We start from the raw sequence: 22,124 nt of genomic DNA on the forward strand, positions 1-22,124 counted from the left end.
CCCCGATTCACCCGCGAAGAGGCCATCGAAGCTCATGCAAAATCAATGGCAGCCCTACATGGCTGCCGTTGTCGTTATAATCCCCGCCAATCCGTACCACCCACAGGTTTCACGCTCTTGGACATCATCGACACTGCCGCCACCGAATCGGCCGCCGAAGGCTTCACCCGCATTGCCCTGGGTGTGGAATACAAAGGTTCACGCTATCGTGGCTGGCAGCGCCAGGCCAGTGGTGTGCCCAGTGTTCAGCAGGCCCTGGAGCAAGCGTTGTCGAAGGTGGCCGACGAACCGATCAGTGTCATCTGCGCCGGGCGCACCGATGCTGGCGTGCATGGCTGCGGGCAGATCGTGCATTTCGACACCCGTGCCGTGCGTGATGAGCGTGCCTGGACCCTGGGTACCAACTTCAACCTGCCCCACGACATCAGCGTGGTCTGGTCGCGGCCGATGCCGGCAGACTTCCATGCGCGTTTCAAGGCCTGTGCCCGGCGCTATCGCTATGTGATCTACAACGACCCGATCCGCCCCGCGCATCTGGCCGAAGAAGTCACCTGGAACCACCGCCCGCTGGACGTCGAGCGCATGGCCCAGGCCGCCCAGTACCTGCTTGGCACTCATGACTTCAGCGCTTTCCGTGCCAGCCAGTGCCAGGCCAAGTCGCCGATCAAGCACATCCACCACCTGCGCGTGACCCGCCATGGCCAGATGATCGTGCTGGACGTGCGTGCTACCGCTTTCCTGCACCACATGGTGCGCAACATCGCCGGTGTGCTGATGACCATCGGTGCCGGCGAACGCCCGGTCGAGTGGGCGCGCGAAGTGCTGGAGGGGCGCAACCGGCGAGAAGGCGGGGTTACCGCGCACCCCTATGGCCTGTACCTGGTGCAGGTGGAGTACCCGGAAGAATTCCAGCTGCCGCAGCGTTACATCGGCCCACACTTTTTGACCGGTTACGAGGCGCTGGCCGACTGACGCGTCGGTAGTCATTTGCTACCATCGGGCCTTTCACCACTCACTCAAGGTTTGCTGTCCATGAGCAACGTTCGCAGCAAGATCTGCGGGATCACCCGCATCGAAGACGCGCTGGCCGCCGCCGAGGCGGGGGCCGATGCCATCGGTTTCGTCTTCTATGCCAAAAGCCCGCGTGCCGTGGACGTGCGCCAGGCGCGGGCGATCATTGCCGAGCTGCCACCGTTCGTGACCACTGTGGGGTTGTTCGTCAACGCTTCGCGTTGCGAGCTGAACGAGATTATCGAGGCGGTGCCGCTGGACCTGCTACAGTTCCACGGCGACGAAACCCCGGCCGATTGCGAAGGCTATCACCGCCCCTGGATCAAGGCCCTGCGAGTGCGCCCGGGCGATGACCTGGAAGCGGCCTGCAAGCACTATGCCGGCGCTCGCGGCATTCTCCTCGACACCTACGTGGCCGGTGTGCCTGGCGGTACCGGCGAGGCCTTCGACTGGTCGTTGGTGCCGGCGCGTCTGAGTAAGCCGATCATCCTCGCGGGCGGGTTGTCGGCTGACAATGTCGGCCAGGCGATCGCCCAGGTGCAGCCGTATGCGGTCGATGTCAGTGGTGGTGTTGAGGAAGCCAAGGGCATCAAGGACGCGGCGAAGATCGAAGCCTTCATGCGTGCGGTGAAGCAGGCGTGACGGCAGATGTGACGGCTGGCGGCGCGCCATCGTCCATAGGTTTCGCAGCCCTGCGGGGCGGCCAGCGGCATGCCGTTTGGCCAAACGACAGATTGAAGACGGCGCGGCACGCAGGCAGCCCCTGTGGCCGGGCCGTCATCGTTTCATAGAAGAATTTGAGCTCAAGGGCAGGGCATGGCCGGCCAGTCCGGTCCCCGTCCGCCAATACTGGAGAAAGAAAGCATGAGCAACTGGTTAGTCGACAAACTGATCCCTTCGATCATGCGTTCCGAGGTGAAGAAGAGCTCGGTGCCGGAAGGCCTGTGGCACAAGTGCCCGGCCTGCGAGGCCGTGCTGTATCGTCCGGAGCTGGAAAAGACCCTGGATGTCTGCCCCAAGTGCAACCACCACATGCGCATCGGCGCACGTGCCCGCATCGACATCTTCCTCGACCCGGAAGGCCGCGCCGAGCTGGGTGCCGACCTGGAGCCGGTCGACCGCCTGAAGTTCCGTGACGGCAAGAAATACAAGGACCGCCTGGTCGGTGCGCAGAAGCAGACCGGCGAAAAAGACGCCCTGATCTCCATGAGCGGCACCTTGATGGGCATGCCGATCGTGGTCAGCGCCTTCGAGTTCTCGTTCATGGGCGGCTCCATGGGTGCCATCGTCGGTGAGCGCTTCGTGCGCGCCGCCAACTACGCCCTGGAAAACCGCTGCCCGATGGTCTGCTTCTCGGCTTCCGGCGGCGCGCGCATGCAGGAAGCGCTGATCTCGCTGATGCAGATGGCCAAGACTTCGGCCGTGCTGGCGCGCCTGCGCGAAGAAGGCATTCCGTTCATCTCGGTGCTGACCGACCCAGTCTACGGCGGCGTTTCCGCCAGCCTGGCAATGCTCGGCGACGTCATTGTCGGTGAGCCGAAGGCGCTGATCGGCTTCGCCGGCCCACGCGTGATCGAGCAGACCGTGCGCGAAAAACTGCCGGAAGGCTTCCAGCGCAGCGAGTTCCTGCTGGAGCACGGCGCCATCGACCTGATCATCTCCCGTGGCGACCTGCGCCCGCGCCTGGCTCGCCTGCTGGCACAGATGACCGGCCAGGAAACCCCTGAGCAGGCCCGTGAGGTCGCTGCGGTCGCGTGATGAAACAACGATCCCTGGGCGAGTGGCTCGCCTACCTCGAGCAGTTGCACCCCTCGGCCATCGACATGGGCCTGGAGCGGTCGCAGAAGGTGCTTGCCCGGCTGGCGCTGGGCAAGCTGGCGCCACGCGTGGTAACGGTGACTGGCACCAACGGCAAAGGCTCGACCTGCGCCTTCGTGGCCTCGCTGCTGCGCGCCCAGGGGCTGAAGGTGGGCGTGTACAGCTCGCCTCACCTGCTGCGCTACAACGAACGGGTAGTGATCGATGGCCGTGAAGCCAGCGATGAGCGCCTGTGCGAAGCCTTCGCCGCCGTCGAGGCGGCGCGGGGCGAAATTTCCCTGACCTACTTCGAGATGGGCACGCTGGCGGCGTTCTGGTTGTTCTACCAGTCGCAGCTGGATGCCGTGGTGCTCGAAGTGGGCCTCGGTGGCCGCCTGGACACCGTGAACGTGGTAGATGCCGACCTGGCGCTGGTGACCAGCATCGGCGTTGACCATGTCGACTACCTGGGCGATACCCGCGAGCTGGTGGCCTTCGAGAAGGCCGGCATCTTCCGCCAGGGCAAACCGGCATTGTGCGGTGATCTCGATCCACCACAACCGCTGCTGGACAAGGCCGCCGAACTGGCTGCGCCGCTGTTCCTGCGCGGCCGTGATTTCGATCTGGCAAGCAGCGAAGCTGGCTGGGACTGGCGCGGGGTCACGGTAGACGGCAAGCCGGTCGAGCTGCATGGCCTGCCGCTGCTCGACCTGCCTATGGAGAACGCTAGCCTGGCCTTGCAGGCCTACCTGCTGATGGGCTTGCCGTGGGATGCCCGGCAGATCCGCCAGGCCTTGCTCGACACCCGCATCACCGGGCGCCTCGATCGTCGTCAGTTGACCTGGCAGGGCCGGGCTGTGGAACTGCTGCTGGATGTCGGGCATAACCCGCATGCTGCGGAGTATCTGGCCCGGCGTCTGGCCGCGCGCCCGCTGAAAGGTCGTCGCCTGGCGGTGTTCGGCCTGCTTGCCGACAAGGACCTGCAGGGTGTCATCGCGCCGCTGCATGGGCTGGTCGACGACTGGGCGGTTGCGCCTCTGCACACGCCACGCAGCCGTCCGGCTGCCGAATTGGCCGCTGCCTTGACGAACCACGGCGCTGCGGTGAAGTCTTACGCCAGCGTCGACGCCGCCCTTGAAGGGCAATGCGCGCAGGCGACGGCGGATGACCAGATTCTGCTGTTCGGTTCGTTTTTCTGTGTCGCCGAGGCCCTGGAATGGCTGGAGCGGCAGGCCCTGGAGGGGTGACTAGATGGCAGTGCTGGACAAAGGGATGAAACAGCGCATGGTGGGTGCGTTGGTGCTGGTGGCGCTGGCGGTGATCTTCCTGCCGATGCTGTTCACCCGCCAGGACGAGATGCGCCAGGTGCGTGTCGACGCCCCGCAGGCGCCGGCCATGCCGAGCCTGCCGGAGGTCAAGGTCGAGCAGGTGGCAGTGCCTGAGCCGCAGCCGCTGCCGGAGGAGCCCCAGCAGCAGCCGGTGGTGGTCAACGAGTCGACAGCGCCGGTGAGGACGCCGAGCCAGCCGATCACGCCGTCGCCGCAGACCCAGCCTCAGCCCCAGGTGCAAGCTCAGCCCAAGCCGCAGACGCCTGTGCCGACGCCAGCGCCCGCGCCAGCACCTGCAGCCAAGGCGACTGCGCCGGTAGCGTCTGCACCTGCGCCGTCGAAGATCGACGTCAATGGCTTGCCGGTGAGCTGGTCGATCCAGCTGGCCAGCCTGTCCAGCCGGGCCGGCGCCGAGAACCTGCAGAAGACCCTGCGCAGCCAGGGCTACAACGCCTATATCCGCTCGGCTGGTGGCATGAACCGGGTGTATGTCGGCCCGCTGATCGAGCGAGCCGAAGCTGACAGGCTGAAAGACGTGATCAACCGCCAGCAGAAGCTCAATGGCTTCGTGACGCGATTCCAGCCTGAAAAAGGCTGAGGCTGCGCACTGCCGCCATTGTAGGAGCGGCCTTGCCGGGGCGCCGGACCGGTCGGAAAGGGGCGCGAAGCGGCCCCAGGATTTCAGCGAAAACTCGCGAATTGCCGGGGCTGCTTTGCAGCCCTTTCCGACCGGTCCGGCGCCCCGGCAAGGCCGCTCACAAAAGGGCGCCGCAGGCCTGAAAACCTGACCCGCCGATCCACCTGACATTCCGCTTACTCCCAGCCTTTCGCTCTGGTAAAATGCGCCGCCTCAAACGTCTGCAGGCAGCACCGTGGCCTTTACCCTGGTTGATTGGGCGATCATCGCGATCATCGCCGTCTCCACACTGATCAGTCTCAAGCGCGGCTTCGTCAAGGAGGCCTTGTCCCTGCTCATCTGGATCGTTGCGGGGGCGGTCGCCTGGATGTTCGGCGGGTCGCTTTCGGTGTACCTTGAAAGCTACATCCAGACACCGTCGATGCGCATCATCGCCGGCTGCGCCATTCTTTTCGTCGCCACCCTGCTGGTGGGGGCCATGCTCAACTTCCTCATCGGCGAGCTGATCCGCGTGACCGGGCTGTCCGGTACCGATCGTTTCCTCGGCATGGCCTTTGGCGCCGCGCGCGGGGGCTTGCTGGTGGTGGTGGCCGTCGGGCTGCTCAGCCTGGGGCCGGTGCAACAAGACACCTGGTGGCAGGAATCACGCCTGATACCACAGTTTCTATTGGTCGCTGACTGGTCGAAAAACCTGATCCTGGGTTTCACCGGGCAGTGGACTTCCAGTGGGCTGATCAGCGCTCCGGCTGATCTTCCATTCAAGGAGCAGTTGCTCGGGCCGGCAAAGCCCTGAGCGCTGTTCGTTCTAGTTTCATCAAAGTAGGGGTTGCGTCGCATGTGTGGCATCGTCGGTATCGTCGGTAAGTCGAACGTCAATCAGGCGCTGTATGACGCGCTTACGGTCCTCCAGCACCGCGGCCAGGACGCTGCCGGTATCGTGACCAGCCACGACGGCCGGTTGTTCCTGCGCAAGGATAATGGCCTGGTGCGCGACGTGTTCCAGCAGCGCCACATGCAGCGCCTGGTCGGCAGCATCGGCATCGGCCACGTGCGCTACCCGACCGCGGGCAGCTCGACTTCGGCCGAAGCCCAGCCGTTCTACGTCAACTCGCCATACGGCATCACCCTGGCGCACAACGGCAACCTGACCAACGTCGAGCAGCTGGCCAAGGAGATCTACGAGTCCGATCTGCGCCACGTCAACACCAATTCCGACTCGGAAGTGCTGCTGAACGTGTTCGCCCATGAGCTGGCCGTGCGTGGCAAGCTGCAGCCGACCGAAGAAGACGTGTTTGCGGCAGTCTCCCACGTGCACAGCCGCTGCGTCGGTGGCTATGCGGTGGTCGCGATGATCACCGGCTACGGTATCGTCGGTTTCCGTGACCCGCATGGCATTCGCCCGGTAGTGTTCGGCCAGCGCCACACCGACGAAGGCGTGGAGTACATGATCGCCTCGGAAAGCGTTGCCCTGGATGTGCTCGGTTTCACCCTGATCCGCGACCTGGCGCCAGGCGAAGCGGTATACATCACCGAAGAAGGCCAGCTGTTCACCAAGCAGTGTGCCGACGCGCCGAAGCTGCAGCCGTGCATCTTCGAGCACGTCTACCTGGCTCGCCCGGACTCGATCATCGACGGTATCTCGGTGTACAAGGCCCGTCTGCGCATGGGTGAAAAGCTCGCCGACAAGATCATGCGCGAGCGCCCGGAGCACGATATCGACGTGGTCATCCCGATTCCGGACACCAGCCGTACTGCCGCGCTGGAACTGGCCAACCGCCTGGGCGTGAAGTTCCGCGAAGGCTTCGTCAAGAACCGCTACATCGGCCGTACCTTCATCATGCCTGGCCAGGCTGCGCGCAAGAAGTCGGTGCGCCAGAAGCTCAACGCCATCGAGCTGGAGTTCCGCGGCAAGAACGTGATGCTGGTGGACGACTCGATCGTGCGCGGCACCACCTGCAAGCAGATCATCCAGATGGCCCGCGAAGCCGGCGCCAAGAACGTCTACTTCTGCTCCGCAGCCCCTGCGGTGCGCTACCCCAACGTCTACGGCATCGACATGCCGAGTGTTCACGAACTGATCGCCCACAACCGTACCACCGAACAGGTGGCCGAGTTGATCGGCGCCGACTGGCTGGTCTACCAGGACCTGCCAGACCTCATCGACTCGGTCGGTGGCGGCAAGATCAAGATCGATCACTTCGATTGCGCGGTGTTCAACGGTGAATACGTCACCGGCGACATCGATGAAGCCTACCTCGACCGCATCGAGCAGGCCCGTAACGACTTGGCCAAGGTCAAGAACCAGGCGGTCAGCGCGATCATCGACCTCTACAACAACTGATTTGGGAGCGACGGCATGACGGATCAATGGGATGCCGGACGACTGGACAGTGACCTCGAGGGTGTCGGTTTCGACACCCTGGCGGTGCGCGCCGGTCAAAACCGTACACCGGAGGCCGAGCACAGCGAAGCGCTGTTCCTGACCTCCAGCTATGTGTTCCGCACGGCGGCCGACGCCGCTGCGCGCTTTGCCGGCGAAACGCCGGGCAATGTCTACTCGCGCTATACCAACCCGACCGTGCGTGCGTTCGAAGAGCGCCTGGCGGCCATGGAGGGTGCAGAGCAGGCCGTGGGCACTTCCACCGGCATGGCGGCGATCCTTGCCGTGGTCATGTCTCTGTGCAGCGCTGGTGACCACGTGCTGGTGTCGCAGAGCGTGTTCGGCTCGACCATCAGCCTGTTCGAGAAGTACTTCAAGCGCTTCGGCGTGCAGGTGGACTACGTGCCACTGGTCGACCTCGCTGGCTGGGAAAAGGCCATCAAGGACAACACCAAGCTGCTGATCGTCGAATCGCCGTCCAACCCGCTGGCCGAACTGGTCGACATCCGTGCGCTGGCTGAAATTGCCCACGCCCGTGGCGCCATGCTGGTGGTAGACAACTGCTTCAGCACCCCGGCCTTGCAGCAACCGCTCAAGCTCGGTGCCGACATCGTGTTCCACTCGGCCACCAAGTTCATCGATGGCCAGGGCCGTTGCATGGGTGGCGTGGTTGCCGGCCGCGCCGAGCAGATGAAAGAAGTGGTGGGCTTCCTGCGTACCGCCGGGCCGACCCTCAGCCCGTTCAATGCCTGGATCTTCACCAAGGGCCTGGAAACCCTCAAGCTGCGCATGCGTGCGCACTGCGAGAGCGCCCAGCTGCTGGCCGAGTGGCTGGAGCAACAGGATGGCGTGGAGAAGGTGCATTACGCCGGCCTGCCGAGCCACCCGCAGCACGAACTGGCCAAGCGCCAGATGAGCGGCTTTGGTGCGGTGGTCAGCTTCGAGGTCAAAGGCGGCAAAGAGGGCGCCTGGCGCTTCATCGATGCGACCCGGGTGATTTCGATCACCACCAACCTCGGCGACAGCAAGACGACCATCGCCCACCCGGCCACCACCTCCCACGGCCGCCTTACGCCGCAAGAGCGTGAAGCGGCGGGCATTCGCGACAGCCTGATCCGGGTTGCCGTGGGCCTGGAAGACGTGGCTGACCTGCAGGCGGACCTCGCCCGTGGGTTGGCGGTGCTGTGATGGAAATCCGAGGCGGTGTGCCAGGCCATAACGGTCGGGTTGCCCTGGTCACCGGTGCCGCCCGCGGCATCGGCCTGGGCATTGCCGCCTGGCTTATCTGCGAAGGTTGGCAAGTGGTGCTCAGCGACCTTGACCGCCAGCGCGGCAACAAGGTTGCCAAGGCCTTGGGCGAGAACGCCTGGTTCATCACCATGGACGTGGCCGACGAAGCCCAGGTCAGTGCCGGTGTGTCCGAGGTGCTCGGCCAGTTCGGGCGGCTGGATGCGCTGGTGTGCAACGCGGCAATCGCCAACCCGCACAACCAGACCCTGGAAAGCCTGAGCCTGGCGCAGTGGAACCGGGTGCTGGCGGTCAACCTCAATGGCCCCATGCTGCTGGCCAAGCATTGTGCGCCGTACCTGCGTGCGCACAATGGCGCAATCGTCAACCTGACCTCGACCCGTGCCCGGCAGTCCGAGCCGGACACCGAGGCCTATGCGGCGAGCAAGGGCGGCCTGGTGGCCTTGACCCATGCCCTGGCCATGAGCCTGGGCCCGGAGATCCGCGTCAATGCGGTGAGCCCGGGCTGGATCGATGCGCGTGACCCTTCCCAGCGCCGTGCCGAGCCGTTGACCGATGCCGATCATGCCCAGCATCCGACCGGCAGGGTAGGGACCGTGGAAGATGTTGCGGCCATGGTCGCCTGGCTGCTGTCGCGCCAGGCCGGGTTCGTTACCGGCCAGGAGTTCGTGGTCGACGGCGGCATGACCCGCAAGATGATCTACACCTGAGCAGGCAGCCATAAGGCAAGGGGACCGAAAGGTCCCTTTTCCGTTTTTGCCTTTTTTGAAAAAAAATCAACGGGGCTATTGACTTAGCTTCGGTACCTGCGTAAATTTCGCGGCCTCAGCGAAGCAAACGCAACAAGCAACATCGCGAGGGTGATTAGCTCAGCCGGGAGAGCATCTGCCTTACAAGCAGAGGGTCGGCGGTTCGATCCCGTCATCACCCACCACTTCCTGAGATTGTTTCTAGCGCTGGACGCTTCTGATGAAGCCGATAGCCGGAGAGAAACGCACTGCGCAGCGGTAGTTCAGTCGGTTAGAATACCGGCCTGTCACGCCGGGGGTCGCGGGTTCGAGTCCCGTCCGCTGCGCCATTTTTCAGTAACAGATGGGTGCCTGGCACCGGTCTGAAGCCGAAGGCAAAACGCCTGAGGCTGATCCCAGTTTCAATCAGGCGCAAGCCTGAACGATACGCAGCGGTAGTTCAGTCGGTTAGAATACCGGCCTGTCACGCCGGGGGTCGCGGGTTCGAGTCCCGTCCGCTGCGCCATCTTCGTTTCGAGGTCCCTAGAACACCTTGAAGCAAACACAAATGAAGCGATCTGATGTCGCTTTTTTTGTGCCTGCCCTGAGGCCATCGCGCCGGAAGGGTAGACCCAGGTTTCAATCGGGCGCAAGCCTGAATGATACGCAGCGGTAGTTCAGCCGGTTAGAATACCGGCCTGTCACGCCGGGGGTCGCGGGTTCGAGTCCCGTCCGCTGCGCCATCTTCGTTTCAAGGCCCCTTGAACGCCTTGAAGCAACGAGAAAGCGACCTTCGGGTCGCTTTTTTCGTTTCTGGGCCTCGGCGATGACCAGATTTACACGAACCTGACAGACTCTTCACCGATCAACGGTTCCTGTGCTTGCCTGCTGTGATGCACAATAGGCCTCTTTTTGACTTACCCGGAATTCGCAATGACCAGATCATCCGTCTTTGGTGCGCTCGGGCTGGCCCTGGTGCTGGCGGGCGTGACCGGTTGCTCCTCGAAGAAAGCCGCCATCTACGAGCACGAGAACTTCGACGATTCGGGGACCTATTCGCGCAGCTTCCCGGTGACCGATGCCGGCTCCTGCGAAGCGGCCCGCCGTGCGTTGCTCAGCCAGGGTTACATCATCACCAGCAGTGGCGCCAACCAGGTAATGGGCAACAAGAGCTTCCAGCAGAACAGCGAAAACCACCTGCAGATCAGCTTCAACGTGACCTGTGCGCCAGATGTCAACGACGACAAGCGTTCGACCATGTTCGCCAACGCCCTGCAGGACCGCTACAGTCTGAAGAAGTCCAACAGCTCGGCCAGCCTGGGTGTCGGTGTGCTCGGCTCGGTATCCATGCCGATTGGCTCCAGCGACGACTCGATGGTCAAGGTCGCCAGCGAGACGGTGACGGCGGCCCAGTTCTACGACCGTTACTTCGCCCTTGTCGAAAGTTTCCTGCCCAAGCCGAAGAAGGTCGCCAAGGCCAAGGTCGAGGCGCCTGTCGTCAAGCCCGAAAAGCCCGCGCCAGACCTGGGCTTGCCGGAGCAGGCAGCGGTGGCGCCTGCAGCCGCACCGCCAACGGCTGCCCCCTTGGTTGAAACCACTCCCGCACCTGCGGCGGTTGCCCCTGCCAGTGAAGCAGTTGCCAAGCCGGTGGTCGATGACAGCCAGGGTTCGCAACCGGTGGCGCCGCCAGCGGAGGCTGCACCGATTCAGGTGCAGCAGGACGCGCAGCCTGCTGCGCCGGCACCGTCGTCGCTTTAATTAGCTGTTACAGATGAGCGGCGATAAGTTCCTGAACACCTGCTACGTTTACCACTCATGAGCTTGTCATCAATCCTTCACCCGGTTCCCTTAGGTTGAAGGCATGACCAACGAAGACAGATGAGTAGAGGACGCAGGGCGATGGATGATTATCAGGAAGAGCTGCTCGAATTTCAGGCTTACGAACTGGACCCGCCAGAACCGGCAGACGACGCCACAGAGCTCTAACCTGCCCGCCGCTGATTGCGGCGAAACTCCCCCGGCGTAAGGCCCGTCCAGCGCTTGAATGCGCGCTGGAAGGCCTCTGCCGATGCAAACCCCAACAGATAGGCAATTTCGCCAAAGGCCAGCTCTGTATCGCGGATATAGGCTTCGGCAAGGTCGCGCCGTGTGTCATTGAGCAGGTCGCGAAAACGCGTGCCTTCTTCAGCCAGTTTGCGCCGCAGTGTCCAGGTGGGCAGTTGCAGGTGCAATGCCACCTCTTCCAGGTCGGGTTCACGGCCGCCATTGAGCAACGGCCCGAGCAGATGGGTTATACGCTCGCCCAGGCTGCGTACCCGGGTGCGCTGGAGCATCTGCGCTTCACACAACTGCAGCAGGTGGGCGAAGGTGCTCGGGCAGTGCTGTGGGTTGGCCAGCTCGAGCGTGCTGCGGCTCAGGCGCAAGCGGTTGGCGCTGGCAGCGAACTGCACGGGTGTGCTGCAAAGGGGTTGATACCTGGCGGCGTAGCCGGGTGCATCGAATTCGACTTCCAGGCGCTCGGCCTGCAAAGGGGTGCCAGCCAGGGCGGCGAGCTGAGCCAGCCAGCCGGCCAGCAGCGAATCGACCACAAAGCGGTTGTAGTCGTTGTAGGGGCTGATCGAATAAAAGCGCAGCCATGCGCCCTGGGCGTCTTCCTGGTAGCTGGAATGGCCACGATAGTTGGCGGCGTAAAGTGGCTCGAAACGCAGCAGCGTGCGTGCAGCCTCTCCCAGGGTCGGTGCCTGACCTGCTGTGACGCCCGCCAAACCGGCCTGGGCCAGGCGACTGAGTTGCCCCATGCGCAAGCCCAGCGCAGGCTCGCCACACAGCGCGATGGCCGCATGCCCCAAGTGCATGTAGCGCGGGATCGACAGGCGCGCACCGGCTTCGGCCAGGCGTGCGGCATCAAGCCCGTACTGCTGCAACAGCGACTCCGGATCATGGCCCAGTTCGCGCAGCGCCTCGGCAAGAGGCTGGACGAAACCTACCGAAAGGTCGCCCAGGCGCACGCGGGGGCGGCTCATGTGCCTACAGCCACACGTTCAGCAGGCGCGCGCCGTGGCTGGGGGGGCCTGCCAGCAACTCACCTGACTGATGGGCGAAGCCCTGGCCGTCGCTGCCCTGTTCCCAGAACTGCCCACGCATGAACACGCTCATGCTGCTGACACTGTTACCTGCGGCCTGGGTCAGGCGTTGCCAGGCGGTCTGTTCGCTGACCTCGCCGCGTTGCAGGGCCAGCTCGGCAGCGGCGTCCTGGTGGCGATTGCCGCGCCAGGGGGCATCCCAGCTACCTTTGCCGCTGAGGAACACCGGGTTGGCGATCAGCTGGACCTGCTGCTGCTGCAATTGGCGCTGGTTCTCGGGGTACCAGCTGTCACTGCCGATCAGTACGCCGAGGCGGCCGGCGGGAGTCTGCACTACCTGCAACGGGTAATCCCGGCCAGGGTGGATGTAGCGCCGTGTTTCGCTGTCGGGGTATTGCTGGTGTTGGGGTTGGCCCAGCAGCGAGCCATCTGCAGCGAACACCATGCTGCTGTTGAACAGCGGCCCGTGGCCAATGTGCAGCACGCCCTGATCGACGTAGGGCGCAGGCAGTACGATCGAGCCTGCCACCAGGGTCACGCCGAACTCCTTTGCCAGGCCGCCGAACAGTAGCTGGTAATCGCTGGCCATCTGCTGGGCTTTCATGCGCAGGTGGGCATCGGCGCGCCGATCGTCGCCATTGGCGCTCAGCATCGCCAGGCCATAGCGCAACGGATTGCTCAGCTCCAGCCACTGCTCGGCGTCACGGTTGCGGGTGACCTGGTACAGCTCGTTTTTTTCGCCTCGCGCCCACAGCCAGGTACCGATGTGCTCGGGCAGCACCACGACCGTGCGTGGGCCAACCAGGCCCTGGGCGCGTGCCTGCTCCAGGTAGGCAGAAAGCTTGCGGTGCAGACGTTGCAGGTTCTGGTAGTCGCTGGGGAACAGCAACGGCTCGACACCCAGCAGATTGCCATGCTCGCCAGGCACGCCGTGGTTGAGCGCCAGTTCGATGCGCAAATCGGAGAGGTAGTGGCCTTCCGGGCGCTGTTGGGTCCAGAAGCCGTAACCGCAGAGCGCGGCAATCGTCACCAGCGCCAGGGCGCCTGCCAGGAGTTTTCGCATGAAGCGGTGCAGCGCCTTGGATAAGAGGGTTACCTAGGGTAGTACTGCTGTGCGTAAGGATCAATAAGTTGTCAGTTTCGATCATTGAGCGCGTTCAAACGGCTGTTTAATGTCGCAGGCAGACAAACGACGGGCACCCGCAGAGGTACTCGCATTCCGTGATCACGCCACCTGGGGAACCGTACCATGGCTGCCGACCGCTACCCGCATTTGCTGGCCCCGCTGGATCTGGGCTTCACCACCTTGCGCAACCGCACCCTGATGGGCTCGATGCACACCGGCCTCGAGGAGCGCCCGGGCGGTTTCGAGCGCATGGCGGCGTATTTTGCCGAGCGCGCCCGGGGTGGTGTCGGCCTGATGGTCACGGGTGGCATTGCCCCGAACGATGAAGGTGGGGTGTACTCCGGCGCTGCCAAGCTCAGCACTGAGGAAGAAGCTGACAAGCATCGCATCGTCACCGAGGCCGTGCATGCCGCGGGTGGCAAGATCTGCCTGCAGATCCTGCATGCCGGGCGCTACGCCTACAGCCCGCGCCAGGTGGCGCCGAGCGCGATCCAGGCACCGATCAACCCGTTCAAACCCAAGGAACTGGACGAAGCGGGTATCGAGAAGCAGATCGCCGACTTCGTCAATTGCGCCGTGCTGGCCCAGCGCGCGGGCTACGACGGTGTCGAGATCATGGGCTCGGAAGGCTACTTCATCAACCAGTTCCTCGCCGCCCACACCAACCACCGCACTGATCGCTGGGGCGGCAGCTACGAAAACCGCATGCGCCTGGCGGTGCAGATCGTCACCCGTGTGCGCGATGCGGTGGGGCCGAACTTCATTATCATCTTCCGCCTGTCGATGCTTGACCTGGTCGAGGGTGGCAGCACCTGGGACGAGATCGAGCTGCTGGCCAAGGCCATCGAGCAGGCCGGCGCAACATTGATCAACACCGGCATCGGCTGGCATGAGGCGCGCATCCCGACCATCGCCACCAAAGTGCCGCGTGCGGCGTTCAGCAAGGTCACCGCCAAGCTGCGCGGCGTGGTGAGCATTCCGCTGATCACCACCAACCGCATCAATACCCCGGAAGTGGCCGAAGCGGTGCTGGCCGAGGGTGACGCGGACATGGTGTCGATGGCCCGGCCGTTCCTGGCCGACCCGGACTTCGTCAACAAGGCTTCAGAAGGGCGTGCCGACGAAATCAACACCTGCATCGGCTGCAACCAGGCGTGCCTGGACCACACCTTCGGCGGCAAGCTGACCAGTTGCCTGGTCAACCCGCGGGCCTGCCACGAGACCGAGCTCAACTACCTGCCGGTGCGCGCCGTGAAGCGCATCGCCGTGGTTGGCGCCGGCCCGGCAGGCCTGGCAGCGGCCACTGTGGCGGCCGAGCGTGGCCATGAGGTGACGTTGTTCGATGCCGCCAGCGAGATTGGTGGGCAGTTCAACGTGGCCAAACGGGTGCCGGGCAAGGAGGAATTCCACGAGACCTTGCGCTATTTCCGCAACAAGGTGAAAAGCACCGGTGTCGACCTGCGCCTGAATACCCGGGTCGACGTGCAGGCGCTGGTAAGCGGTGGTTACGACGAGATCATCCTGGCCAGTGGTATTGCGCCGCGTACCCCGGCCATTCCCGGTGTCGAGCATGCCAAGGTGCTGAGCTACCTGGACGTGCTGCTCGAGCGCAAACCGGTCGGCAAATCGGTCGCGGTGATTGGCGCGGGCGGCATCGGCTTCGACGTTTCCGAGTATCTGGTGCATCAGGGCGTGGCCAGCAGCCAGGACCGCGAAGCGTTCTGGAAAGAGTGGGGGATCGATACCCACCTGGAGGCGCGCGGTGGGGTTGCCGGTGTCAAGGCCGAGCCACACGCGCCGGCGCGGCAGGTGTACCTGTTGCAGCGCAAGAAGTCCAAGGTCGGCGATGGCCTGGGCAAGACCACTGGCTGGATTCACCGTACCGGGTTGAAAAACAAACAGGTGCAGATGCTCAACAGTGTCGAGTACCTGCAGATTGACGACGCCGGCCTGCATATTCGTGTTGGCGACGGCGAGCCGCAGGTGCTGGCAGTGGACAACGTGGTGATCTGCGCCGGGCAGGAGCCGTTGCGTGAGCTTCATGAAGGGCTGCTGGCGGCAGGGCAGTCGGTGCACCTGATCGGCGGCGCCGATGTGGCAGCCGAGCTGGATGCCAAGCGGGCCATCAACCAAGGGTCTCGATTGGCCGCTGAACTTTGAGATCACCGGGGCCGCACAGCGGCCCTTTCCGACCGGTCCGGCAAGGCCGCTCCTACAGGCGACACGTTCCCTTGTAGGAGCGGCCTTGCCGGGGCGCCGGACCGGTCGGAAAGGGGCGCACAGCGCCCCCAGGATTTCACTGATAGACTCCGCACCATGTACCTGCCTCTACCCCAAGCCCCGCTCCAGCATCTGGCTCTGCCTTGGCTCCAGCAAGCTGAAATCCAAGCCGCGATTCTGCGCCTGGACCTGATCGACCCACTGATCAGCGGCAACAAGTGGTTCAAGCTTCGCCACCACCTGCAGCAAGCCCATCAGTCCAGTGCCCCCGGCCTGATCAGCCTGGGCGGCAATCATTCCAACCACCTCCACGCCCTGGCTGCAGCCGGCAAACGCTTCGGCTTCGCCACTGCCGGGCTGTTGCGCGGCCACCCTCAGGACACCCCCACGGTACGCGACCTGCAAGCATTGGGCATGGAACTGCACTGGCTGGGTTATGGAGGCTATCGGGCACGCCATGAGGCGGGATTCTGGCAGCCTTGGCAGGCGCGTTATCCAGGCTGGCACTGCATTCCCGAGGGCGGTGGCGGTGCAGCAGGCGCCGAGGGTTGTGCGCTGATCGTCGAGCAGGCGCGTGCGCAACTTGCGACACAGGGCTGGCCGGGCTACGACGCCTGGTGGCTGGCCGCAGGCACCGGCACCACGCTGGCAGGGCTGGTGCTGGCTGAGGCAGGGGCGCATGCAGTGCATGGCGCGTTGGCGGTGCCGATGGATCATGGCGTGCCGGAGACAGTCGCTGAACTGGCCGGCACGCAGGGCTACCAGTTGCACGATGCCTGCCGTGGCGGCTTCGGCAAGTTCGATGATGAGTTGCTGGCCTTCGTCGCCGAGAGTGAGCAGCACACTGGCGTGCCACTCGAGGCTCTGTACACCGGCAAGGCCTTGCTGGCCCTGCGCGATCAGGTCGAGGCCGGGCTGTTCGCGCCCGGTACCCGCCTGATCTTCCTGCACACGGGCGGCCTGCAGGGCCGTCGTGGTTACTTGTAGGGCAGCATGCGCAGCAGCGTGTTGTCGCGCTGCACGTAGTGGTGGTAGAGCCCGGCCAGCGCATGCAGGCCGATCAGCCAGTAACCCCAGGTCGCCACCCGCTCATGCCAGCCCTTGATGAACTTGGCCTGGTCCGGGTTTGGGCCGATCAGGTGCGGCAGTTCCAGGCCGAAGAACGGCACCGGTTTGTCGGCGGCACTGAGAATCAGCCAGCCGGCCAGGGGCAGGCCGATCATCAGCAGGTACAGCGCCAGGTGCATCAGGTGCGCAAGGCCGGTCTGCCAGGCTGGCGGCTTGGGCACGATAGGCGGGGTCGGGCGGCTCAGGCGCACGGCCAGGCGCAGCCAGACCAGCACGAACACACTCAGGCCGAGCATGAAGTGCAGGTCCTTCATCAGGTTGCGTTCTGCGCTGTCCTTGGGGAACAGGCCGCGGAACTCGATGCAGGCGTAAACAGCGGCCAGCAGTACCAGCATCAGCCAATGCAGGGCGATGGACAGGCGTGCGTAATGGGGCGCGGGGGTGGATGAAACCATGATCGGTCCTCGTCATCAGGTCGGAATGGCGCTCTTGCTGGCGCTCTGGGGTAACTGTAATCGCAATCTGGGAAGAAAGTTTTGCGCCAGGTCGGTGAAATTTGTGTTGTCAGTCTCGGCCCTTTCGCGTCGAACCGCCGCGAAAGGGCCGGTGCAGGCAACCTCAATTTCCGGGTAGGTGTGGCCAGCTGTCAGCCACCAGAAACACGCGCTCGGCTTCCTGCCAGGCACCATCGCCACCCAACTCCAACCTCACCAGCAGTTGCGCCGGTGTATGTTCGTCCAGCTGCTCCAGCCAGTCTGCAAACAGCTGCACCGTCCAGCATTCATCCGTCTCGACCCGCGCGGGCGCCAGCCAGGCATGCCGCGCCAGTGGTTGCCAGTGTTCATCCGCTGCAACGCGCCAATCGCTTCGCCGTACCCAGCGCCCGCGCAAATGCCGGGGGTTGGCACCTGCAGGCGGCTCGGCATGCCCTGGCCATGGGTAGAACAGATAGCCGCTCAGCCACAGGTGCGCCTGCACCTGGGCAACCCCCAAAGCAGCCAGTGCTTCGCGGCTCTGTGCGTCTGCCGACATGGGCAGCTGGTGCCCGGCGACGTGGGCCAGCTTGCTCCCCAGGCGGTCATGGCAGCCTGGCCCGAGCCATTGCACCGGGTCGCGCCCGTCGTCCACGGTCGGCCCAAGGTAGAGCTTGATCGCCAGCTCCAGATGATGAGTGCCTTCGCCATCACGCATCAGAATGTCCAGCTCGCCCAAGGTTCGCCCGCCTGCACGAATCGCCAGGTTGGACGCCAGCAACTCGACCCCGGGCGCTTGCGCCAGGGCAAACTGCCACAGACCTTCGTAGTACAACCCCAGGCGCCGGCTGGTGAGCTTGGCCAACCAGTCGCGCAAGGGCCGGTCATCTGCATCCAGGGCACGCAGCCAGTCCTGCAGGCGTTGCGGATCACCCGACCAGGCACTGCCCGCCAGCGGGTGGCGCTGGGGGCAGGGCGGGGCGCTGAGCAGCGCAGGCGACAGCAGGGTCCAGGCCAGGTCGCGCACGGCAGGGCGGCGCAAGTGGCGGGGCAGCTCATGGAGCTCGGCAAATGGCATCATGTTGCGAGCATAGCCGGTTTGCCGCTGCCCGGTCGTTTCGCCCATAATCGCGACATCGTCACCCCGCCGCAGAGCCTCGCAGGAGCCCCATGGAGCAATTTCGCAATATCGGTATCATCGGCCGCCTTGGCAGCTCGCAGGTGCTCGACACCATTCGCCGACTGAAAAAATTCCTCCTCGAGCGCCACCTGCACGTGATTCTCGAGGACACCATCGCCGAAGTGTTGCCTGGCCACGGCCTGCAAACCTCGACGCGCAAGCTGCTCGGTGAGGTCTGCGACCTGGTCATCGTCGTCGGTGGCGACGGCAGCCTGCTCGGCGCTGCCCGCGCCTTGGCCCGGCATAATGTTCCGGTGCTGGGTATCAACCGCGGCAACCTGGGCTTTCTGACCGACATCCGCCCGGACGAGCTGGAGCAGAAAGTCGCCGAAGTGCTCGACGGCCACTACCTGGTGGAAAACCGCTTCCTGCTGCAGGCCGAGGTGCGCCGCCATCACGAAGCCATCGGCCAGGGCGACGCGCTCAACGACGTGGTCCTGCACCCGGGCAAGTCGACGCGGATGATCGAATTCGAGATCTACATCGACGGCCAGTTCGTCTGCAGCCAGAAGGCCGACGGCCTGATCGTCGCCACCCCGACCGGCTCCACCGCCTACGCGCTGTCGGCCGGCGGCCCGATCATGCACCCCAAGCTCGACGCCATCGTCATCGTGCCGATGTACCCGCACACCCTGTCGGGCCGGCCGATCGTGGTCGACGGCAACAGCGAGCTGAAGATCGTGGTGTCCAAGGACCTGCAGATCTACCCGCAAGTGTCGTGCGACGGCCAGAACCACTTCACCTGCGCCCCGGGCGACACCATCACGGTCAGCAAGAAGCCGCAGAAGCTGCGCCTGATCCACCCGCTCGATCACAACTACTATGAGGTGTGTCGCACCAAACTCGGCTGGGGCAGCCGCCTGGGAGGCAGGGACGACTGATGCTCGATCCGGCGCGCAGTTTCGACATCATCGGCGACGTGCACGGCTGTGCACTGACCCTCGAACGCCTGCTCGACGCCCTCGGCTACAAACGCGTCGCTGGCGTGTGGCGCCACCCGCGGCGGCAGGCATTGTTCCTTGGCGACATCGTCGACCGCGGCCCGCGTATTCGCGAGGCGCTGCATATCGTTCATGACATGGTCGAGGCCGGCCAGGCGTTCTGCATCATGGGCAACCACGAGTACAACGCGTTGGGCTGGGTCACCCCGGCACTGCCCGGCAGCGGCAAGTCGTTCGTGCGCGAACACACGCCGCGCCACGCCCGGCTGATCGACGAAACCCTGACCCAGTTCGCCCACCACCCCGGCGACTGGCACGACTTCGTGCAGTGGTTCTACGACATGCCGCTGTTCGTCGACGCCGGGCGCTTCCGCCTGGTGCATGCCTGCTGGGACCCGCAGTTGATCGCACCGCTGCGCCAGCAGTATCCGGACGGGCGCATCGACGAGCACTTCATCCAGGCTTCGGCGGTTTCCGGCAGCTTTGCCGCTACCGTGTGCAACCGTCTGCTGCGGGGCACCGACATGCGCCTGCCGGATGGCCTGACCCTCACCGGCGGCGATGGCCTGACCCGAGCCTTCTTCCGTACCAAGTTCTGGGAAGAAGACCCGCAGACCTACGGCGACATCGTCTTCCAGCCCGATGCGCTGCCCGATGACGTTGCCCGCACGCCACTGAGCCACACCGAAAAGAACGCCCTGCTGCGCTATGCCGAGGGTGAACCGATGCTGTTCGTCGGCCACTACTGGCGCAGCGGCCGCCCGGCGCCGATCCGCGCCAACCTGGCCTGCCTGGACTACAGCGCGGTGCTGTATGGCAAGCTGGCGGCCTACCGGCTGGATGATGAAACCCGCATCGACCCGCACAAGTTCGTCTGGGTCGACGTCGAACGCCCACAGGCCAACCAATGAATATCATCGAAGTAATGCGCCTGCCGCTGTCGGTCGACCTCAGCGGCTTCGTCCACCTGCTGCAGCGCCTGAAATTGCCGCACCGGGTCAGCGAAGAGGGCGATGAGCAAGTGCTCTGGGCCCCCGACAGCCTGGCCGCTGACGTGCGCGAGCTCTACCAGCGTTTCCCCGATGGCAACGCGGATGTGCAGCTTGCGCAGGCCCCTGTAGGCGCGGATTCATCCGCGATAGCCCCCACACAGCCCTCCCTGGCCGATCAGGCCAAAGCCTGCAAAGTCACCGCCACCATCCTCGTCCTCTGCCTGGTCGTCGCCGGCCTCACCAGCCTGGGCGACAACCTCAACGCCATCAGCTGGTTCACCTTCCTCGACTTCCGCGTCCAGGGGGAATACCTGCATTTCACCCCGCTGGCCCAGGGCCTGGCCGAGGGCCAGTGGTGGCGCCTGGTGTCGCCCATGCTGTTGCACTTTGGCGTGCTGCACCTGGCCATGAATGGCATGTGGTACTGGGAGCTTGGCAAGCGCATCGAACTGCGCCAGGGCCCTTGGCTACTGCTGGGCCTGACCCTGCTGTTCAGCCTGGTGTCCAACCTGGCCCAGCACTACACCAGTGGCCCTAGCCTGTTCGGCGGCCTGTCCGGCGTGCTCTACGGCTTGCTCGGCCACGTCTGGCTGTACCAGTGGCTGGCGCCCAACCCTCACTTCAACCTGCCCAAGGGCGTGCTGGTGATGATGCTGATCTGGCTGGTGATCTGCCTGACCGGCGTGGTCGGCCAGCTCGGCTTCGGCCAGATCGCCAACGCCGCCCATGTCGGCGGGCTGCTCATCGGATGCCTGACCGGGCTCTTGGGCGGGGCGCTGGCCCGGCGTAAACTGTCGGCTTGAACCAGGAGACACTATGTCCACTTTCGCGCAAATGATCGAAAACATTACCCCGGAAATCTACGAGAGCCTGAAACTGGCCGTGGAAATCGGCAAATGGTCGGACGGGCGCAAGCTCACCGCCGAGCAGAAAGAACTGTCGCTGCAGGCGGTAATCGCCTGGGAGATGAAAAACCTGCCCGAAGAGCAGCGCACCGGTTACATGGGCCCGCAGGAATGCGCGTCCAAGTCCGCACCCATCGCCAACATTCTGTTCAAGTCGGACTCGGTACATTGATCGAACTCGCTCGTGGCTCTTTGAGCAAGATGGCGGTCAGCCTGCAGGCGCCGGTGGTGCAATACAGCTTCCGCCTGGACGACACCCAGGTGCCGGTCAACCCGCTGATCGGCCAGCGCCTGCGCCTGGAATACCTCGGCGCCATTCACTGCAGCCATTGCGGCAAGCGCACCAAGACCAGCTTCAGCCAGGGTTACTGCTACCCGTGCATGACCAAGCTGGCCCAGTGTGACGTGTGCATCATGGCCCCGGAAAAATGCCACTACGACGCTGGCACCTGCCGCGAGCCGTCGTGGGGTGAGCAGTTCTGCATGACCGACCATGTGGTGTACCTGGCCAACTCGTCGGGGATCAAGGTCGGCATCACCCGCGCCACCCAGCTGCCCACCCGCTGGCTCGACCAGGGCGCCAGCCAGGCGCTGCCGATCATGCGCGTGGCCACCCGCCAGCAATCGGGCCTGGTCGAGGACGTGCTGCGCAGCCAGGTGCCGGACCGCACCAACTGGCGCACGCTGCTCAAGGGCGACGCCGAAGTGCTCGACCTGCCGGCCATTCGCGAGCAGATCTTCGAGGCCTGTGCCGACGGGCTGCGCGAGCTGCAGGGCCGTTTCGGCCTGCAGGCGATCCAGCCGCTGCCTGACGCCGAGGTGGTGGAGATGCGCTACCCGGTCGAGGCCTATCCGAAAAAGATCGTCAGCTTCAACCTCGACAAGGACCCGGTGGCCGAAGGCACGCTGCTGGGTATCAAGGGCCAGTACCTGATCTTTGACACCGGCGTGATCAATATTCGCAAGTACACGGCCTACCAGTTGGCCGTGCTCCAGTAAAAAGGACC

General features: G+C 64.4%; 21 protein-coding genes and 4 tRNA genes. 21 read left to right on the forward strand and 4 right to left on the reverse strand.

Going from position 1 to position 22,124, the window contains the following annotated elements; genetic code table 11:
* The first annotated feature begins 117 nt into the window (after window positions 1-117).
* From truA to BUQ73_RS06245, 14 genes are all read left to right on the forward strand, one after another.
* Entirely contained in the window at window positions 118-972 is an 855-nt protein-coding gene (gene truA / locus BUQ73_RS06180) for a tRNA pseudouridine(38-40) synthase TruA (RefSeq protein WP_027919148.1), read from the forward strand.
* Between the two features lie 60 nt (window positions 973-1,032).
* The gene (locus BUQ73_RS06185) at window positions 1,033-1,653 is read left to right on the forward strand and encodes a phosphoribosylanthranilate isomerase (RefSeq protein WP_079227080.1); all 621 of its coding nucleotides are present in this window, start codon (window positions 1,033-1,035) and stop codon (window positions 1,651-1,653) included.
* 222 nt (window positions 1,654-1,875) lie between these two features.
* Window positions 1,876-2,769 carry an acetyl-CoA carboxylase, carboxyltransferase subunit beta gene (accD, locus tag BUQ73_RS06190; protein ID WP_079227081.1) on the forward strand — a complete coding sequence of 298 codons (894 nt, stop codon included), beginning with the start codon at window positions 1,876-1,878 and terminating at the stop codon, window positions 2,767-2,769.
* A complete protein-coding gene (gene folC / locus BUQ73_RS06195; protein WP_079227082.1) occupies window positions 2,769-4,055 on the forward strand; it encodes a bifunctional tetrahydrofolate synthase/dihydrofolate synthase in 1,287 nt (428 codons plus the stop codon). Before accD ends, folC begins: the two co-directional genes overlap by 1 nt.
* A 4-nt stretch (window positions 4,056-4,059) precedes the next feature.
* The gene (locus BUQ73_RS06200; RefSeq protein ID WP_079227083.1) at window positions 4,060-4,734 is read left to right on the forward strand and encodes an SPOR domain-containing protein; all 675 of its coding nucleotides are present in this window, start codon (window positions 4,060-4,062) and stop codon (window positions 4,732-4,734) included.
* A 274-nt stretch (window positions 4,735-5,008) separates the two neighbouring features.
* A complete protein-coding gene (locus tag BUQ73_RS06205; protein WP_027919143.1) occupies window positions 5,009-5,566 on the forward strand; it encodes a CvpA family protein in 558 nt (185 codons plus the stop codon).
* Window positions 5,567-5,608: 42 nt separating this feature from the next.
* Window positions 5,609-7,114 carry an amidophosphoribosyltransferase gene (gene purF, locus BUQ73_RS06210; protein WP_079227084.1) on the forward strand — a complete coding sequence of 502 codons (1,506 nt, stop codon included), beginning with the start codon at window positions 5,609-5,611 and terminating at the stop codon, window positions 7,112-7,114.
* A 15-nt stretch (window positions 7,115-7,129) separates the two neighbouring features.
* On the forward strand, window positions 7,130-8,341 hold the full coding sequence (locus tag BUQ73_RS06215) for an O-succinylhomoserine sulfhydrylase (RefSeq protein WP_079227085.1): 1,212 nt from the start codon (window positions 7,130-7,132) through the stop codon (window positions 8,339-8,341).
* On the forward strand, window positions 8,341-9,111 hold the full coding sequence (locus tag BUQ73_RS06220; RefSeq protein WP_177326700.1) for an SDR family oxidoreductase: 771 nt from the start codon (window positions 8,341-8,343) through the stop codon (window positions 9,109-9,111). The genes BUQ73_RS06215 and BUQ73_RS06220 overlap by 1 nt, the downstream gene beginning before the upstream one ends.
* 148 nt (window positions 9,112-9,259) lie before the next feature.
* A tRNA-Val gene (locus tag BUQ73_RS06225) sits at window positions 9,260-9,335 on the forward strand.
* A 67-nt stretch (window positions 9,336-9,402) separates the two neighbouring features.
* Window positions 9,403-9,479: transfer RNA gene (locus tag BUQ73_RS06230), tRNA-Asp, on the forward strand.
* Between the two features lie 99 nt (window positions 9,480-9,578).
* Window positions 9,579-9,655: transfer RNA gene (locus BUQ73_RS06235), tRNA-Asp, on the forward strand.
* A 140-nt stretch (window positions 9,656-9,795) separates the two neighbouring features.
* Window positions 9,796-9,872: transfer RNA gene (locus BUQ73_RS06240), tRNA-Asp, on the forward strand.
* Window positions 9,873-10,062: 190 nt separating this feature from the next.
* Entirely contained in the window at window positions 10,063-10,887 is an 825-nt protein-coding gene (locus BUQ73_RS06245; RefSeq protein ID WP_079227086.1) for a DUF2242 domain-containing protein, read from the forward strand.
* Window positions 10,888-11,111: 224 nt separating this feature from the next.
* Here the strand turns inward: BUQ73_RS06245 and BUQ73_RS06250 are convergent, their stop codons facing one another.
* Together BUQ73_RS06250 and BUQ73_RS06255 are read right to left on the reverse strand one after the other, a co-directional pair.
* A complete protein-coding gene (locus tag BUQ73_RS06250) occupies window positions 11,112-12,152 on the reverse strand; it encodes an AraC family transcriptional regulator (RefSeq protein ID WP_079227087.1) in 1,041 nt (346 codons plus the stop codon).
* Between the two features lie 4 nt (window positions 12,153-12,156).
* Window positions 12,157-13,275: a nitrilase-related carbon-nitrogen hydrolase gene (locus BUQ73_RS06255; RefSeq protein WP_079227088.1), complete on the reverse strand. Its 1,119-nt coding sequence runs from the start codon at window positions 13,273-13,275 to the stop codon at window positions 12,157-12,159.
* Window positions 13,276-13,461: 186 nt separating this feature from the next.
* Between BUQ73_RS06255 and BUQ73_RS06260 the strand changes: the two genes are divergently transcribed.
* Together BUQ73_RS06260 and BUQ73_RS06265 are read left to right on the forward strand one after the other, a co-directional pair.
* Window positions 13,462-15,498, forward strand: coding sequence for an NADPH-dependent 2,4-dienoyl-CoA reductase (locus BUQ73_RS06260; RefSeq protein WP_079227089.1), 2,037 nt, complete (start codon window positions 13,462-13,464; stop codon window positions 15,496-15,498).
* Window positions 15,499-15,654: 156 nt separating this feature from the next.
* Window positions 15,655-16,545 (forward strand): 1-aminocyclopropane-1-carboxylate deaminase/D-cysteine desulfhydrase, encoded by an 891-nt coding sequence (locus BUQ73_RS06265; RefSeq protein WP_079227090.1) that lies wholly within the window; start codon window positions 15,655-15,657, stop codon window positions 16,543-16,545.
* Here the strand turns inward: BUQ73_RS06265 and cybB are convergent.
* Both cybB and BUQ73_RS06275 read right to left on the reverse strand, forming a co-directional pair.
* Entirely contained in the window at window positions 16,536-17,081 is a 546-nt protein-coding gene (cybB, locus tag BUQ73_RS06270; RefSeq protein ID WP_027919134.1) for a cytochrome b561, read from the reverse strand. The genes BUQ73_RS06265 and cybB overlap by 10 nt on opposite strands.
* A gap of 163 nt (window positions 17,082-17,244) precedes the next feature.
* Window positions 17,245-18,225, reverse strand: coding sequence for a DUF1853 family protein (locus tag BUQ73_RS06275; RefSeq protein ID WP_079227091.1), 981 nt, complete (start codon window positions 18,223-18,225; stop codon window positions 17,245-17,247).
* A gap of 44 nt (window positions 18,226-18,269) precedes the next feature.
* Here BUQ73_RS06275 and BUQ73_RS06280 point away from each other — a divergent pair, with 44 nt between their 5' ends.
* From BUQ73_RS06280 to BUQ73_RS06300, 5 genes are read left to right on the forward strand one after another with little or no spacing between them, the layout of a single operon-like run.
* On the forward strand, window positions 18,270-19,160 hold the full coding sequence (locus tag BUQ73_RS06280) for an NAD(+) kinase (protein ID WP_027919132.1): 891 nt from the start codon (window positions 18,270-18,272) through the stop codon (window positions 19,158-19,160).
* On the forward strand, window positions 19,160-20,131 hold the full coding sequence (locus BUQ73_RS06285; protein WP_079227092.1) for a metallophosphoesterase: 972 nt from the start codon (window positions 19,160-19,162) through the stop codon (window positions 20,129-20,131). The genes BUQ73_RS06280 and BUQ73_RS06285 overlap by 1 nt, the downstream gene beginning before the upstream one ends.
* On the forward strand, window positions 20,128-21,015 hold the full coding sequence (locus tag BUQ73_RS06290) for a rhomboid family intramembrane serine protease (RefSeq protein ID WP_079227093.1): 888 nt from the start codon (window positions 20,128-20,130) through the stop codon (window positions 21,013-21,015). The genes BUQ73_RS06285 and BUQ73_RS06290 overlap by 4 nt, the downstream gene beginning before the upstream one ends.
* 13 nt (window positions 21,016-21,028) lie before the next feature.
* Window positions 21,029-21,289 (forward strand): YeaC family protein, encoded by a 261-nt coding sequence (locus tag BUQ73_RS06295; RefSeq protein WP_016485539.1) that lies wholly within the window; start codon window positions 21,029-21,031, stop codon window positions 21,287-21,289.
* On the forward strand, window positions 21,286-22,116 hold the full coding sequence (locus BUQ73_RS06300; protein ID WP_079227094.1) for a DUF2797 domain-containing protein: 831 nt from the start codon (window positions 21,286-21,288) through the stop codon (window positions 22,114-22,116). Before BUQ73_RS06295 ends, BUQ73_RS06300 begins: the two co-directional genes overlap by 4 nt.
* The last annotated feature ends 8 nt before the right edge of the window (window positions 22,117-22,124 follow it).

It is taken from the genome of Pseudomonas putida, from assembly GCF_002025705.1.
GTDB classification, from domain to species: domain Bacteria; phylum Pseudomonadota; class Gammaproteobacteria; order Pseudomonadales; family Pseudomonadaceae; genus Aquipseudomonas; species Aquipseudomonas putida_J.